Here is a 15,657-nt window from a genome sequence, read left to right as displayed (position 1 = left end):
ATCGTTTATAAATTCAACTTTTCCTATCTTAACTCCCGACTGATGATTGGGGCTCCTCATTTCCTGAGTCCGAGAGCATTCCATGGCAAGTCCACTTGTATTCATCGACGGCGACCAAGGCACCACCGGGTTGCAAATCCATCAGCGGCTACGCCACCGGACCGATCTGCAGCTTGTCACGCTCAGCGCTGAACATCGCAAGGATCCACAACGCCGAGCCGAGATCATCAATGCCTGCGATATCGCGATTTTATGCTTGCCCGACCAGGCCGCACGCGACGCGGTGGCGAGTATCGAAAACCCCGCAGTACGGGTGATCGATGCGAGTTCGGCACACCGTACCCATCCGGACTGGACCTATGGTTTCGCGCAAATGAACCCGCAGCAGGCGCAGCGCATTGCCACAGCCCGGCGGGTCAGTAATCCCGGTTGCTACCCTACCGGGGCGATAGGGCTGCTGCGTCCGTTACTGGAGGCCGGGTTGTTGCCAAGAGACTACCCGGCAAACATTTATGCCGTGTCGGGCTATTCGGGAAAAGGCCGCGTCGGCGTGCAGGAATATGAAGGCGAAGGCGCGTCGCCGCCCCCGGCATTTCAGGTGTATGGCCTGGGGCTTGAGCACAAGCATGTACCGGAGATCCAGCAGCAAAGCGGCCTGAGCCAGCCCCCAATGTTCGTACCGGCCTATGGCGCTTTTCGGCAGGGGATCGTGCTGACCATACCGGTGCAACTTCGGTTACTGGCGCCGGGGGTGGATGCGGCGCAGCTGCATGAGTGTCTTGTGCGGCACTATCTGGATGCAGCCCATGTACAGGTGATGTCGCTGCAGGAGGCTAAACAACTGACGCACCTTGATCCTCAGGCGCTTAACGGGACTGATGATCTGCAGTTGGTGGTGTGTGCAAATGAACAGACGGGGCAAGTCTTGCTGGCTGCCATATTTGACAATTTGGGGAAGGGCGCTGCTGGCGCCGCGGTGCAGAATCTGGATTTGATGGTTGCAGAAATCTGACCCCCGACACTCGCCTGGAATGGAATCCGTGGCGCCGGGGGGCAGCATTTCATTGCGCCTTCACCTGGCGCTTACAGGTTAATAATCCCTTCCAGATATTGCACCGCCCGCCCTGAGACAAATACCCGGCCGTCATCAACCCGGCAGTCCAGCACACCGCGCCGACGGGAGGCCTGCAACGCTAACAACCGCGACTTGTTCAAGCGTTTTGCCCAGAACGGAGCCAACCCTGCATGAATGGATCCGGTGACAGGATCCTCATCGCCACCGTTGGCTGGCCAGAAGTAGCGCGAGACAAAATCGTACTGTTGACCGGGCGCAGTGACGACCACATCCCGCGGGCCCAGCTCTTTCAGCTTATCGAGTCGCGGCACCACGCTCTCGACCTGCTGTTGATCGGTATAAATCGCAAAGTAGGCTTGGCGGCTGACCCAATATTCGTTGGGTGTGATCGAAAGACCTTCGAGCAACTGGGCAGGCACATCAACCAGCGGGCGGGGAGCGAGTTCGGGGAAATTCAACTCTATCTCGCCGCCAGGTAACTGGGTGACCGGAATTTCTCCAACTGCCTTGGCCCAGAACGTGATGGACTTGCTGGCACCGGGCTGATTGAACAGCACAAAAGCGCTTGCCAGCGTGGCGTGGCCGCAGAAGTCGATCTCAGTGAATGGCGAGAACCAGCGGATTTCGTATTGTCCGCTCTGGTTAAGCACATAGAACGCAGTTTCCGGCAGCGAATTTTCAATGGCAATCGACTGCATGACCTCGACAGGTAGCCAGGCTTCAAGAGGAACCACGGCTGCCGGGCTGCCCGAGAATACCGTGGAGGTGAATGCGTCGATTTGGTAGAGGTTAAGCTGCATGGCTGAATCCAGTCGGTGTGGGTAAGGCGCACCCTAGCAGTCATGCAGCAACTTTCAGTAGTGACAGAGCCGCGTTTTCTGGAGCATACAGCGGCTGCTTGGGGCTTGTTCCTCGGCAGCCTCTTCCTTGGTAACAGCGCGTGCGCCGAAGCTTACCGTCACTCTGCCGGTGGTTTGTATCCCGCAAGCATTTTCAACACTTCATCATGTGAGCCACTCGCTTCAGCAAACCGTAATGGCTTGGCACGTTCGACGATCAGTTCGCGTGGGGTCGGAGAGATCTCGAGCAGCTCGAAGATTTCATCCAAAAACGCCTCCAACGGCATTGCGTGCTCGTCGTTTTCCTGCCCAAGCAAAGTGGTACGCACACCCGGTGGCGCAAGCTCGATAACCTCGACTGATGAGGCTTCCAGCTGAACTCGAAGGCTTTGAGTGAACGAGTGAACTGCCGCTTTGGTTGCGCTGTAGGTCGGTGTTGCAGGCAGCGGTACGAATGCCAAAGCCGAGCTTACATTCACAATCGTTGCACTGGACTGCGTGAGCAGGTGGGGAGTAAATGCATACACCATGCGGATCGTGCCCAGTAAGTTCGTTGTCACGATATCTTCGGCTGTGCTTAGGCTTTGCGGATCAGTCAGATCCTCCCAGTGCATGATTCCAGCGTTGTTTATAAGAACGTTTAGATTCGGATGGCTGATCGCAAGCGTTTCGCTGCTGCGCTGGATGGATTGTGGATCGGAAACGTCGAGCAATACTGATTCAATACCTGGGTGCTGCGACGTGATCTTGTCGAGCAGAGCTTTGCGACGTCCCGCGATGATGACTTTGTTGCCTGCCTTGTGAAGCCTAAGCGCCAGACCAAGGCCGATACCCGAGGTGCCGCCAGTGACCAGAATCGTATTGCCAGTGCTGTTCATAGTAAACTCCAGAAACGATGCTTAAGTGGACAGGTGTCCGCTTGAGAAAAATGTATCGGACAATTGTCCGTTTAGCAATGCGCTCAAGGAAAATTTTGCTCATGACTGACGATTTGGTGATGCGTTCTGACGCCAAGAAAAACCGTGAACGGATTCTGGAGGTCGCGGTGGTGGAGCTGACTCGTGATCCTGCGGTTCCGTTGAGCACGATTGCGAAGAAGGCAGGGGTGGGGCAGGGCACGTTCTATCGGCACTTCGCCACCAGAGAGAAGCTGGTATTCGAGGTTTATCAATTCGAGATGCAGCAGGTAGCCTCGTTAGCGGAACAGCTCCTGGCGATAAAACCACCTAAGGAGGCCCTCCGAGAATGGATGGACTGCCTCGCTGAATATGCAATGACAAAAGCAGGACTTGCTACCGCAATACAACAAGCTGCGTCTATTTACGAGTTCCCGGGGAAGTCAGGATACGCACCAGTTCAAGCAGCTGCCGAGTCGCTTTTGAGGGCAAATGAGAAAGCCGGAACGATTCGTAGCGGGATTACTAACGACGACTTTTTTCTCGCCATTGCTGGAATATGGCAAATGGACTCCCAGAGCGACTGGCGCTCGCGTCTCGCCAGATTGATGACCTTGGTGATGGATGGTCTGTGCGCTGGCAGCCCCGAAAGCTTAAAGAGAAACGCGCAACCTTAAAAATCGGAACCGGTCATAACCGTTCCTGACGCGGAATGACCGGAGCGTGTGACGGATTATTTTTGCGCCAGTAACATCTTCCTTTGCGCCTTTTCGTGTTTCATTGCGGCGATTTCACGCTCGCAGGCCTCGACATCAAACGAGTTATCCCACTTGGCAATGGCGATGGTGCCGATGCCGTTACCGATCAGGTTGGTTACGGCCCTCGCTTCGTTCAGGAACCGGTCAATGCCCAAGAGCAAAACAAGGCCTACGAGAGGGATTGAATGGATGGTTGTGAGTGTTGCAGCCAGCGTCACAAACCCTGCACCCGCAACGCCAGCCGAGCCTTTTGATGTCAGCAGGAATACACCGAGCAAAATCATCTGATCCACAAACGTCAGTGGCGTATTGGTCGCTTGGGCGATAAAGATGGCGGCCATGGTGAGATAGATGCAGGTGCCGTCTGCATTAAAGGTGTACCCCGTTGGCAACACCATGCCCACTACTGATTTTTTGCAGCCAAGCTTTTCAAGCTTCACCATCATGCGCGGCAGTACGGCTTCGGTTGAGCAGGTGCCAAGCGTGATGAGAATTTCATCTTTGAAATAACGAAGAAATTGCATGAGCGGCATGCCTGACCATCTGGCAACAGTACCCAGCACCACCACGATGAAAATCAAGGTTGTGATGTAGAGCGCGACCAGCAACTGGCCGAGTGACAGCAAGGTACCAATCCCGTACTTGCCGATAGTGAACGCCATACCGGCACCAGCACCAATTGGCGCCAAGCGCATGACCATTGCAACGATCTTGAACAGACCTTGCAGGAACAGATCAATGGTGTTGATTAGCGGTTTGCTGGTTTCGCCCATTTGAACCAGAGCAACACCCATTAGTACTGAAAGCAGGATAACCTGAAGCATTACACCATTCGAGAAGGCGCCGATGAATGTATGCGGGATGATATTGAGGAAGAAATCAATGGTGCCACCTTGCTCACTGGCAGCTTGGCTGTATTTACTGACTGCACTTCCATCAAGCGCGCTAGCATTGATGTTCATACCTGCACCAGGCTTCACGATGTTGACCACAATAAGGCCGACGACGAGGGCGATGGTTGAAAGAATCTCGAAGTAGATCAGCGCTTTCACACCAATCCGTCCAACTTCCTTGATACTGCCCATTTTCGCGATACCGACGACCACCGTACCGAAAATAATAGGCGCCAACAGCATTTTGATGAGTTTGATGAAACCATCGGCAAACGGTTGGAGCTTGGCTCCAATATCAGGCATGAAGTAACCGATGGCGGCACCGATCACAATGCCGATCAGCACTTGCACATACAGCTGGCTATACCAGTGTGACTTGGAAATTTCCACGTAAGCACCTCATTTTATTTTTGTGATGGGCGTGTGGCTTGGCGTCAGTGGGGGACGCCGGATTCTGCGGCCTCTTTACAAGAGACCGCAGATTGAGGGCGATTAGCCTTCGCCTAACTCACGCATTACTGCGTACAAGGCGGACTTGGCTTCGAAGCCAACACCTGGAATATCCGGCAGACCGACGTAGCCATTTTCGACGCGGATGCCGTCAGCGAAACCGCCGAAAGGCTGGAACACGTCCGGGTAGGATTCGTTGCCGCCCAGGTGCAGGCCTGCTGCGATGTTCAGGGACATCTGGTGGCCGCCATGCGGAACTACGCGTCGGGAAGACCAGCCCATTTCTTCCATCACCTTGAGGGTGCGCATGTACTCTACTAACCCGTAGGACAGGGCACAGTCGAATTGGAGGAAGTCGCGATCAGGGCGCATACCTCCGTGGCGCAGCAGGTTACGAGCATCCTGGTGGGAGAACAGGTTTTCACCGGTAGCCATGGGTAATTCATAGTGATTGGCCAGCTCAGCCTGGAGTGCGTAATCCAGAGGGTCGCCAATCTCCTCGTACCAGAACAGGTTGTACTGTTTGATCGCCTCAGCGTAAGCAATACCAGTCTGAAGATCGAAGCGCCCATTAGCATCGACTGCCAACCGGCGACCATCGCCTACCACCTCAAGTACAGCTTCGATGCGACGGATATCCTCGTCCAGCGGCACTGCACCGATCTTCATTTTGACGACGTCGTAGCCGCGATCCAGGTAGCTTTGCATTTCTGCCTTGAGTTTAGTCTGGTCTTTGCCGGGGTAGTAATAGCCACCGGCTGCATAGACCCAGACCTTGTCATCTGCCACGCCGTTACGGTAACGGTCAGCCAGTAGGCGATACAGAGGTTTGCCTTCAATCTTGGCCACTGCATCCCATACAGCCATGTCGATGGTGCCAACTGCGACCGATCGCTCGCCGTGGCCGCCTGGCTTCTCGTTGGTCATCAGGGCTTTCCAGATGGCGAACGGATCCAGGTTGTTGTTTTCATGGTCGACAAGGGTGTCCGGATCAGCCTCCGTGATACGCGCCAGGAAACGATCACGCATCAGAGCACCCTGGCCATAGCGACCGTTGGAGTTGAAACCGTAGCCGATGACGGGTTTACCATCGCGAATTACGTCCGTGATGACAGCGACGACCGAGCAGGTCATTTTGGAGAAGTCGATATAGGCGTTAGCAATTGGGGAAGCAATAGAGACAGTTTTTTCACGGATGTCTACGATACGCATGGCGGGTTCCTCTTGTTGTTTGTGACCCCACGTTATGCTTTGCGATGATCCCCGCCCAATGCTATTAATGCCGCGCCCTATGCACAGGAGGCATTGCCCTTGGAACTCGTTTGGTTAGAGGATTTTTCAGCGCTTGCGGAGTACGGCAGCTTTGTTCGGGCGGCTGAAGCTCGCCACGTTACTCAGCCTGCTTTCAGTCGTAGAGTCCGTTCCCTGGAGAACTGGATGGGCGTCGAGTTGTTTGTTCGCACGCCCCAAGGCGCGACCTTAACCGAGGCAGGAAGACAGATTTTGTCTAGTGCCCAAGAGGCTGCTAGAGGTTTGTACCTGATGCGTTCCGAGGCACAGGAGGTGGCTGGGGTAGCCGCCAAAACACTGCAATTTGCAGCCACACACTCCTTGTCATTCACCTTCTTCCCACGATGGTTGAGAGGTGCAGAAAATGGCGCGCCGATAGATTCGGTACGTCTATATTCAGACAGCATGGCTGTTTGCGAGCAGATGCTAATCCACGGTCAGGTTCAATTCCTGCTTTGCCATCGCCACCCCGACGTCCCACCCTTGCTAGCACCTGATCAGTTCATTGGAAAGAAGGTCGGAGGGGATGTACTCGTGCCACTGGCGAGCGCCTCTGCCAATTTTGGTACTTCTCCTGAAACACTGCCTTACCTGGCCTATACCCACGAGTCGGGGTTAGGCCGAATCGTCGCTCACCGACTCCACGGCAAAGAAGATTATCTTCATCTTAAACCTCTTTTCAGCAGTCACCTTGCCGCCGTTTTGATGTCAATGGCATTGGAGAGCAAAGGCGTCGCCTGGTTGCCCAAAAGCCTGACAGAACAGGAAATGGCTGATGGGCGCCTTGTCAGGGCGCTCGACGAAAGCTGGGATATTCCTTTAGAGATTCATCTAACCCGCCCTACAGCGGCTATTTGCCCTTCTGCAGAAGAGTTCTGGGCCAAGTTGAGTGGCTAGATCCACTGGGCTACCGGCCTTTTTACATACAGATGGAACGTCTATCCTTGACCGTTCCTGGCCGAAACTGTGAAGCCGTAACAGGCCGCTTTCGCCCCGTAGCACACGGTCGTCTGCCTCTATAGACGACCGTGCATTTGAGCACTTAGCGAGCTCCTAAAACTTGGGGCGATTCAGCCGATGCCGCACTACACGCAAGGCCGTAAAAACACCAAGAACCGGTGCGAGTGCGAACACTCCAAAAAGCCAGGTTGCTGCTCTTGATACGCCGCCGACGCCTCCGGGATCAGTCAGGCCAGCGAGGTTTGCCACCATTCCCGCCAGCGCCGCACCGAGCGCTGTAGCGAACAGCTGCACGGTTGTGATCGAAGCGGCTGCCAGGTCCTGTTCCCCCGCCGTAGACACCTGAAAGACGCGGGTCAGCAGATGCGGCCAAGCCAGCCCTACGCCCAGCCCGATTGCGACCAATGCAAGGCAGATAGGGGTAAGTGCCTGCCAGCCACCTTCAGTTTCAGTTCGCATCAAAACGGCAAGCGCAACCATGCCCGCTAATCCAAGGATTGGGCCAGCGAGGATCGCGCGCCGGATGTTTCTACCGCTCACGGCGGCGCTTGCCAGTGAACCCAGGGTCCACCCGGCCGCCATCAGCGCTGCAAGATAGCCAGCGGCGAGCGGTGACTGGTGGTGGAGAACCTGAAGGAATAACGGCACAAATATTTCGCCACTGGTAACGGCTATCGCCAGCAACGACATAGTTGCATAAAGCGCCCCCAAGGCTGATGTGATGCGCAATGCATCTTGTGGCAGCAGCCTGTGTCGGGCGCGGCTTTCCGTTGTGACCAACAAGGCTGTCAGGATGACGGCCGCCGCCAGACCGACCATGTTCCAGAGGAAGGTTGCCGAGACGCTGCCAGCCGACACGACGAGAACAGCCGATGTCAGAAGGACCAGTTGGGTGAGAGGAAGCGGGGAGGGGGCAGTGCTCTGTGTGCTGCGTTTGGGCAGTACGGCCACAGCGAGCAGGGCGAACAGTAGTGCGACTGGAATCAGCGACCAAAACGCAGCCCGCCATATACCGAGTTCCGCGAAGACCCCGCCTACGGCAGGGCCAACGAGCGTTGCCACTCCCCACATTCCGGAGACCAAGGCCATTGCGCGCGGCCATAGGCTTTCATTGAAGACCAGCCTGATCATGGCATAGGACAGCGCGAACAGAAATCCGCCGCCTAGCCCCTGAATCAGTCGTCCGGCAAGCATGACAGGCATTGAGGGGGCGAATGCGCAGATGAGCGTACCAATTGCAAATACCAGGGTTGCGCTGACGTAAGCGCCGCGTGGCCCCGCGCGAATGAGTAATCGCGCCGACAACGCCGAGCCGAGAATCGAGGCTGCAACGAACAGTGTGGTATTCCAGGCGTAGTAGTCGATACCGCCGATGTCCCTTACGACAGATGGCAGAATTGTCGTGGAAATATAAACATTGACCGCATGCAGGACGACGCCGCCTGCGAGCGCAAGCGAACGCACGCCATTTGTACCAGAGAGCAGTGCTCCCCAGCCTGTAGTTGAGGGCGCGTTATCTCCAGATGCCCATGGGTTCGATCTGTTGTGTGAGGGTTGATCAGATGGGATGTGACGCTTGTCCATGTTGGCTCCACTTCGAGAACTCACCCGCCCCAGCGAATGAAGGCTTGCAAAGGCAAGCCGACACTCTTTATAAAACCTCATGTATAGATGAGGTCAAGAGGGGGCCAGGAATCCATGATCGATGTGCGCGTACCTGTTTCGGTAGGAGAGTTAGCCCGCCGATCGGGCGTTACAATAGCGACCGTCCACTTCTACGAAGCCAAGGGACTGATTCAGGGGCAGCGGACTGCAGGCAACCAGCGTCGTTATGCTCGCGATACTCTTCGGCGCATTGCCATCATCAAGATTGCGAAGCGTGCGGGTATACCGCTGGCTGCAATCAAGGCTGCGCTGGACGAGCTACCCGCTGGAAGACCTCTAACTGCAAAAGACTGGGCGTCCCTTTCCACTAATTGGCGGGACATGTTGACTGAACGGATTCACAGCCTTACCCAGCTTCGTGATCAGCTCGATGGGTGTATCGGCTGCGGATGCCTGTCGATGGAGGACTGCCCTCTGCGCAACCCAGGCGATCATTTGCGTCTGCAGGGTGAAGGTGCCGTCTTACTGGAACAAGACACCCCGCCTGCCGATCCGGGTAGTCAGTCAACCTGAGGGCCAGAGTTGGCTGGCGTATACCACTGGACGGCGCAGGCATGATGCAGGTGTTTCTGTTTTTGAGTGGCGAAGGGCGTGTCGAGTGTGCCCAGTGCTATCGAAACCCAGTCGGCAAATTCGCCTTCTGAGCGTGACCAGAACAAGGTCGAGCCGCACCGGGTGCAGAACTCGCGCAACACCGTCGCCGAGGAGCGATAGGCTGTAATGCTGGTGGCGCCTTCAAGTATCCGAAGCGCACTGCGGGGGACGCTGGCATACGAAGCAAATGCCGCACCGTGACCTTTACGGCACTGGCTGCAATGGCAATGACTCACTGCTTTTGGCGCAGTGAGCAGTTCATATCTGACCGCTGCGCACAGGCAGCTTCCTTGGTATACCTCAGTCATGTGCCCGTCCGTGCAGGTGAAAAAACGCAATCTTAACTATCTCGGCTTGGTCCGTCTCGCGACGGCTTTCTTTTACAACCTCGGACATTGAGGTCGATAGGGCCATTTGAAATGGTTGCTTGGCCATTATTTAGCCATCAGTCTATTATCAAGACGACTTCCAATTGGATGCCCGTGACCTATGGCCGTTGACCTCCTAGCGCTCTATCCCAAACTGGTCCATCTGATGCTGGATACGGTGTTTGTGGTCGACAGGGACAACCAGATCGTTTTTGTGAGTGATGCCTGTGAGGCATTGCTCGGCTACCGTGCGTCCGAGCTGACGGGAACCACAATTACCGATTATATGCACCCTGATGATCTGGAAGCCTCGCATGCCTCCATTGCCCGGGTCATGAATGGTCAATCCCACATGGATTTTCGTAACCGTTACATCCGCAAGGATGGAGGTATCGTGCATATCCTGTGGGCTGCCTTCTGGTCCATGGAGGTCGGGGCGCGGATCGGTGTCGCGCGAGACATAACGGCACTCAGGCAGGCGGAGGATGAATTACGCTTCCTCGCCCATCATGATCCGCTGACAAAGCTGACCAACCGCTCGCTGTTCAATGAGCGGTTGGACGCGGCCCTGCGCGAGGCACGCCAGCACAAGAGCACGCTGGCCTTGCTGTTTCTGGACCTCAATGAGTTCAAGGGGATCAATGATGTTCATGGGCATGCAATGGGCGATAGCGTGCTCTGCATGACGGCGCGACGGCTGGAAGGCTGCGTAAGAGAGACGGACACGGTAGCCCGGATGGGCGGTGATGAGTTCACGGTTCTGTTGACCGATATCCAGTCGCCGGACGCCGTGTCCAAGCGGGTGGAGCAGATTCTGATGAAAATGGCCGAGCCACTTGGCGCCGAGTTTGGCGCGATCAAAATGCCGTCCTGCAGTATCGGCGTGGCCCTTTACCCCGCGGACGGGGAGGACGCCGATACGCTGCTCAACCATGCCGATGACGATATGTACCGGATTAAAAGGCACCACCGCTCAACTGAGTGATTCAATCAATTTACCGGCATTTGCGGACGTCGTTTCACGCGGCGCTTGATAAATACGGCAATAAACACCAGCCCCAGGGCCATCACGCTGAAAAACACCGTATTGAACCAGGGGAAGGGTTCAGTGCGAGTTTTGGTGGCTTCGATCGCGGTAATGTTAGGAAAAACCGAGAAGATCTTGATGCGCCAGCCGTAGTATCGAATCAGTGCCAGTTGCTCGGCATCGCGGGAGTACCCCTGGGCCTTGGCCTGGATATCGGCAGAATCGAACTTGAAATACCAGGGGAAGGACCAGCCGGTATCCTCGTTGCGATACACCATGACTTCCTTGGTGACCGGGTCTTCAGTGTTGATGAAGTAAACATCCCGGGTTGGGCCATCAGCCGGGTTTTCAGCGTTGATCACGCCATTGTGATCGACCCGTTTGACTTCAACCCCCGTGACCATCACCACATCGTGCTGGGGAAGAAAGTAAAACAGCCCAAGCGCTACGGCGCCGACTGCAAGCAGGACCGTGCCCAGAATGATGCCCTTGAGCCACTTCATGCAAAAACCACGTACATATCAATTATTCCTGATTGCTGTTGATTGAACTAATGGCGGAGCTTATCGCAGCCTGTGCAGGGGACTACAAGTTCTGAGTACGTTGCCTACATAATTTGTAGCAGTTTAGTGCTTCATCTACGCAGCAGAGCGCCGCTGGGAGCATCAAAGCGCTGAGCCTGACGAAAAAGAGCTTGGTTTAAAGATATAACACAAATTAGAATCACTCTCATTTACCTCGTCCTACGCACAGGGGCTCTTGAGATGATGGAAGCCGCGACACCGAAAGAGCAGACCCTGCATGCGCTGTATCGCGATCACAGCAGTTGGTTGGAAAACTGGCTGCGCCGACGCATGGGCAACGCATGGGATGCGGCAGACCTGAGCCAGGACACCTTTGTTCGGGTGCTTGCCAGTACCCAGCCCCTGGCTGACTTACGTGAGCCGCGGGCCTATCTGTTGACGGTGGGCAAGCGTCTACTGAGCAACTTCTACACCCGGCGCAGCCTGGAACAGGCCTATCTGGATGCGCTGGCGCAGTTGCCCGAAGAGAGTGTGCCGTCGCCCGAGCAGCGCTGGTTACTGCTTGAAACCCTGCAGGCGCTGGACGAGTTGCTTAACGGCTTGCCGCCAGTGGTGCGTCGGGCGTTTCTCTGGAGCCAGCTCGAAGGGCTGGGGTATCGGCAGATAGCCGAACGCCTGAAAGTGTCTGAGCGCACGGTCAAACGTTATATGGCCCAGGCTTACGAGCACTGTCTGTTGGTGGACGCTTGAAACACTCTGACCCTTCATCCGAACTGCGCAATGTTGCCCGGGCCGCGGCCCAGTGGTTGGCGCTGATGGAGTCCGGAACAGCCTGCGAGCATGATCGCGTGCATCTGCAACAGTGGCGCGATAGCAACAGTGCCCACGAGTCGGCATGGCAGAAGGCCCAATTGCTGCGCCAGCGTTTCCACAAGCTACCCACAGCGTTGGCGATGGCCACCCTTGACCGTCCTGACCCTGGACGGCGTGCGCTCTTGAAGCAGGCACTGTGTGTGGCGGCTGTGGTGCCAACCGCCTGGCTGGTGACACGCCAGTTGCCGCTGGACGTATGGCGCGCCGATCTGCAAACCGCTACCGGCGAGCACACCCGCGTGCCGCTGGCCGACGGCAGCATGCTGCAACTCAATACTGCCAGTGCCGTCAATGTGGATATGAACGCCCGGTTGCTGACGCTGGTACGCGGCGAAATGGCACTGAAAGTCGCAGGCAGTGCGCCGTTAACCATCGAAGTGCCTTATGGCCGGGTCACGCTCAGCCGCAGCGAAGTTTGCCTGCGTCTTGAAGCTGGCGACTGTAGGGTCTCGGTGATCAGCGGAACGGCGCAATTGCAGCCATTACAGGGGGCCGCGCTGCTGTTGCACGAAGGCCAGCAGGTCAGCTTGGGCGTGACGGGAGCGGGGGCACTAAGTCAGTTCGATCGGCTGCAGCCCGGCTGGCGTGAGCAGGTGCTGATGGCGCAAAACCAGCCCTTGGGGGATTTCTTGCGTGAACTGAGCCGCTATCGCGCCGGTTTACTGCGTTGGGAACCGGCACTTGAACAACTACGGGTGACTGGCAGTTTTCAGCTGGGCAATACCGACCGCATCCTGACGCTACTGGCCGCGACCTTGCCGCTGCAAGTGCAAACACGCACGCGTTACTGGGTCACGCTGGTACCACGAAACAGGCAGGCGTAAACCCTCCAAAACCTGTACCTGCTGCCGCGGTTACAGGTTTTGAGTAAATTTTGCTGTCCCTTTTTTTCATCTCAGCGGTCATCCAAGGCAAGTGAATAAAATACGAGAGCCTTGTCCCATGCTTGCAGTACCGTCCTTGCGCTTGCGCCCGTTGTTTCGATTGGGTCTTGTGGTGACCCTCAGTGCCAGTCCGTTGTTTATTGCCTGCAGCTGGGCCGACAGTAGCGAGCGCCGAACCTATCAGGTGCCAGCCGGAACTTTGGGTGCGGCCTTGACCCGCTTCGCCGGGTTGGCCGGAGTCAACCTCTCGGTAGACCCTGCGCTCGTCAACGGCCACAACAGCAACGGCCTGTCCGGCGCGTTCGCGGTAGAAGAGGGCTTTGCCCGGCTGCTGCAGGGTTCCGGCCTGCAATTGGTGCCCGCAGGCGACCAGGCCTATACCCTGATTCCTATCCCTCAAGGCAGCGTAGAACTGCCCAGTACCTCGGTTCTCGGTGCCGACGGTACTGCGGGCGGTGAAGTGTTCGCCGGTGGCCAGGTCGCACGCCGTGGTTCGCAAGGCATGCTCGGCTCGCGGGACTTTATGGAAACCCCGTTCAGCATGACCACCTACACCAGCGAGGCGGTCAAGAACCTGCAAGCCCGCACCCTGGGTGACCTGATCGGTAGCGACCCGTCGGTGCGCGCAACCAACCCGGCGGGCGGGCGCTATGAGCAATTCACCATTCGTGGCTTTAGCCTGTTCAACAGCGACGTGTCCTATAACGGCCTCTACGGCATCCTGCCGACTTACACCATCGACATGGAAATGGCCGACCGCGTCGACATCCTCAAAGGGCCAAGCCAACTGATCAACGGCATCTCGCCGCGCGGCAGTGTGGGCGGAGGTATCAACGTGGTGCCCAAGCGTGCCACCGACCAGCCGATTACCGAATTCACCGGCAGCTATGCCTCCAACAGTCAGGTCGGCGGTGCCGTGGATATAGGCCGCAGGTTTGGTGACGAGAACCAGTTCGGCTTGCGTTTCAACGGGGTAAAACAGTCCGGTGATACCGAGTGGGACCACCAGAGCGTTGACCGCGAGATGGCCGTCCTGGGCCTGGATTTTCGTGGCGAACGTTTGCGCCTGTCGACGGATATCGGCCGCACCGAACGCATCACCGACGCCCCGCAGGAGCGGGTGCAGGTTGGCCCCAAAGCCAAGGTTCCGGACGCCAACGATGTGCGCCATAACTACGCAGAACCCTGGACCCAGGCACACACCAAGGACACCTTCGGCGCAGTGAATGCCGAGTATGACGTCAACGACTCGGTCATGGTCTATGGTGCCGTGGGTGCCCGCAAAAGCAACCACGAGTTCCTGCGCCATGCAGTTTCAGTGAGCAACGATGCCGGTGACTTCCGTGTCCTGCCCCGCGATTTTACCCGTGACGAGAATGTGCGCACGGCTTCAGCCGGTGTACGCAACTGGTTCCACACCGGTGCTGTGAGCCATGAGGTCAATCTGGCCGCGAGTTACTTCTACATGGACTTCACCAATGGTGGCGCCCGTTATGCGGAGTCGACCAGCAACCTCTACGATCCCGTTGTAACCCCGACGCCCGGCACGCCCACGCGTCTTGATCCCGAGGTCTACACCGAGAGTCGCTACAGCGGTGTGGCGTTGTCCGACACCCTCGGTTTTTTTGACGATCGTCTGCTCCTGACCCTGGGCGCCCGCTGGCAGCGGGTCAAGGTTGATGACTGGAACAATGACATCAAGAGCAAAACCGCTTACGACGAAGAGAAGGTCTCGCCTTCGGGGGGCATCCTGTTCAAGGCCACCGACGAACTCTCGCTGTACGCCAACTACATGGAAGGCCTGAGCCAGGGCAAGACGGCGCCGTCGATCTCGGTCAACGAAGATGAAATCTTCCCGCCGTTTATCAGCCGTCAAATTGAAGCCGGGGCCAAGTACGACACGGGCCCGTTTGCGATCACCGCCAGTGTGTTCCGGATCAGGCAGCCTGCCTACGAAACCAATGCCACGACCAGTGTCTTTGGTCCTAATGGCAAACGGCAGAACCTGGGGGCCGAAGTGAGCGTGTTTGGCGAACCGCGCAAGGGCCTGCGCCTGCTGGGTGGGGTGATGTACATCGACAGCAAGCTGACGGATACCCTTGACGGCAAATATGACGGTAACCGTGCGCCTGCCACGCCCAAGTACAACGTCAATCTGGGAGCTGAGCTGGATGTGCCGGCTGTACAGGGCCTGACCCTCACCGGGCGCGGTATTTACACCAGCTCGCAGTATCTGGACCAGGGCAATACCAAGGAAATCGACGCGTGGGAGCGTTTCGACGTGGGTGCGCGTTACGCCTTCAAGGTCGATGAGAAGGCTGTGACCCTGCGGGCCAGTGTCGAGAACGTGCTGGGCAAGCGCTACTGGAGCTCGGCGGGCGCCTCGGATGACAGCGAGCCGGGCCTGACCCTCTCGACGCCGCGCACTTATCTGTTGAGTGCAACGGTGGGGTTCTGAGGGCACCGTTTTCACCAGGCAAACGGGTCCGGGTAGCCATCGAACGTGCAGGCACCGCCAGCAGGAGCTTTTTCGCCTGCTGGCGGGTAGCATTACGCCTTAT

General features: G+C 56.9%; 15 protein-coding genes. 8 read left to right on the top strand and 7 right to left on the bottom strand.

The genetic code is table 11. The features are described from left to right. The first annotated feature begins 82 nt into the window (after window positions 1-82). On the top strand, window positions 83-1,012 hold the full coding sequence (gene argC, locus N7D90_RS13665) for an N-acetyl-gamma-glutamyl-phosphate reductase (protein ID WP_261738521.1): 930 nt from the start codon (window positions 83-85) through the stop codon (window positions 1,010-1,012). A gap of 71 nt (window positions 1,013-1,083) precedes the next feature. On the opposite strand, the gene N7D90_RS13660 is transcribed toward argC, so the two are convergent. Both N7D90_RS13660 and N7D90_RS13655 read right to left on the bottom strand, forming a co-directional pair. Continuing rightward, window positions 1,084-1,875, bottom strand: a complete 792-nt coding sequence (locus N7D90_RS13660; protein WP_261738520.1) for a PhzF family phenazine biosynthesis protein — start codon at window positions 1,873-1,875, stop codon at window positions 1,084-1,086. 158 nt (window positions 1,876-2,033) lie between these two features. Next, complete coding sequence (locus tag N7D90_RS13655) at window positions 2,034-2,792, bottom strand: SDR family oxidoreductase (RefSeq protein ID WP_261738519.1); 759 nt, start codon at window positions 2,790-2,792, stop codon at window positions 2,034-2,036. 101 nt (window positions 2,793-2,893) lie between these two features. Here N7D90_RS13655 and N7D90_RS13650 point away from each other — a divergent pair, with 101 nt between their 5' ends. Next, a complete protein-coding gene (locus N7D90_RS13650; protein ID WP_261738518.1) occupies window positions 2,894-3,487 on the top strand; it encodes a TetR/AcrR family transcriptional regulator in 594 nt (197 codons plus the stop codon). A 56-nt stretch (window positions 3,488-3,543) separates the two neighbouring features. Here N7D90_RS13650 and dctA read toward each other — a convergent pair whose 3' ends face one another. Both dctA and N7D90_RS13640 read right to left on the bottom strand, forming a co-directional pair. Further along, a complete protein-coding gene (dctA, locus tag N7D90_RS13645; RefSeq protein ID WP_261738517.1) occupies window positions 3,544-4,851 on the bottom strand; it encodes a C4-dicarboxylate transporter DctA in 1,308 nt (435 codons plus the stop codon). A gap of 102 nt (window positions 4,852-4,953) precedes the next feature. Beyond that, window positions 4,954-6,123 (bottom strand): mandelate racemase/muconate lactonizing enzyme family protein, encoded by a 1,170-nt coding sequence (locus N7D90_RS13640; RefSeq protein WP_261738516.1) that lies wholly within the window; start codon window positions 6,121-6,123, stop codon window positions 4,954-4,956. 99 nt (window positions 6,124-6,222) lie between these two features. Here N7D90_RS13640 and N7D90_RS13635 point away from each other — a divergent pair, with 99 nt between their 5' ends. Continuing rightward, on the top strand, window positions 6,223-7,098 hold the full coding sequence (locus N7D90_RS13635; RefSeq protein WP_261738515.1) for a LysR family transcriptional regulator: 876 nt from the start codon (window positions 6,223-6,225) through the stop codon (window positions 7,096-7,098). A gap of 156 nt (window positions 7,099-7,254) precedes the next feature. Here N7D90_RS13635 and N7D90_RS13630 read toward each other — a convergent pair whose 3' ends face one another. Further along, on the bottom strand, window positions 7,255-8,745 hold the full coding sequence (locus N7D90_RS13630; protein ID WP_261738514.1) for an MFS transporter: 1,491 nt from the start codon (window positions 8,743-8,745) through the stop codon (window positions 7,255-7,257). Between the two features lie 114 nt (window positions 8,746-8,859). Between N7D90_RS13630 and soxR the strand changes: the two genes are divergently transcribed. Further along, a complete protein-coding gene (soxR, locus tag N7D90_RS13625) occupies window positions 8,860-9,339 on the top strand; it encodes a redox-sensitive transcriptional activator SoxR (RefSeq protein ID WP_261738513.1) in 480 nt (159 codons plus the stop codon). Here soxR and N7D90_RS13620 read toward each other — a convergent pair. Then, window positions 9,327-9,728 (bottom strand): GFA family protein, encoded by a 402-nt coding sequence (locus tag N7D90_RS13620; RefSeq protein WP_261738512.1) that lies wholly within the window; start codon window positions 9,726-9,728, stop codon window positions 9,327-9,329. The two genes, soxR and N7D90_RS13620, sit on opposite strands and share 13 nt — an antisense overlap. 181 nt (window positions 9,729-9,909) lie before the next feature. Here N7D90_RS13620 and N7D90_RS13615 point away from each other — a divergent pair, with 181 nt between their 5' ends. Continuing rightward, window positions 9,910-10,773 (top strand): sensor domain-containing diguanylate cyclase, encoded by an 864-nt coding sequence (locus N7D90_RS13615; RefSeq protein WP_261738511.1) that lies wholly within the window; start codon window positions 9,910-9,912, stop codon window positions 10,771-10,773. Window positions 10,774-10,778: 5 nt separating this feature from the next. Here N7D90_RS13615 and N7D90_RS13610 read toward each other — a convergent pair whose 3' ends face one another. Next, window positions 10,779-11,318, bottom strand: coding sequence for a DUF1523 family protein (locus N7D90_RS13610; RefSeq protein ID WP_261738510.1), 540 nt, complete (start codon window positions 11,316-11,318; stop codon window positions 10,779-10,781). Window positions 11,319-11,579: 261 nt separating this feature from the next. On the opposite strand from N7D90_RS13610, the gene N7D90_RS13605 reads away from it, so the two are divergent. The 3 genes from N7D90_RS13605 to N7D90_RS13595 all read left to right on the top strand — a co-directional run bounded on the left by N7D90_RS13605 (window position 11,580) and on the right by N7D90_RS13595 (window position 15,554). Then, the gene (locus N7D90_RS13605; RefSeq protein ID WP_261738509.1) at window positions 11,580-12,089 is read left to right on the top strand and encodes a sigma-70 family RNA polymerase sigma factor; all 510 of its coding nucleotides are present in this window, start codon (window positions 11,580-11,582) and stop codon (window positions 12,087-12,089) included. Then, window positions 12,086-13,036: a FecR domain-containing protein gene (locus N7D90_RS13600; protein ID WP_261738508.1), complete on the top strand. Its 951-nt coding sequence runs from the start codon at window positions 12,086-12,088 to the stop codon at window positions 13,034-13,036. Before N7D90_RS13605 ends, N7D90_RS13600 begins: the two co-directional genes overlap by 4 nt. A 118-nt stretch (window positions 13,037-13,154) precedes the next feature. Beyond that, window positions 13,155-15,554: a TonB-dependent receptor gene (locus N7D90_RS13595; protein WP_261738507.1), complete on the top strand. Its 2,400-nt coding sequence runs from the start codon at window positions 13,155-13,157 to the stop codon at window positions 15,552-15,554. Window positions 15,555-15,657 lie beyond the last annotated feature (103 nt).

This window comes from Pseudomonas fragi (assembly GCF_025426255.1).
GTDB lineage: Bacteria > Pseudomonadota > Gammaproteobacteria > Pseudomonadales > Pseudomonadaceae > Aquipseudomonas > Aquipseudomonas kulmbachensis.
Note: the sequence above shows the minus strand (reverse complement) of the source record. Positions and strands in the feature narration are given on the sequence as shown.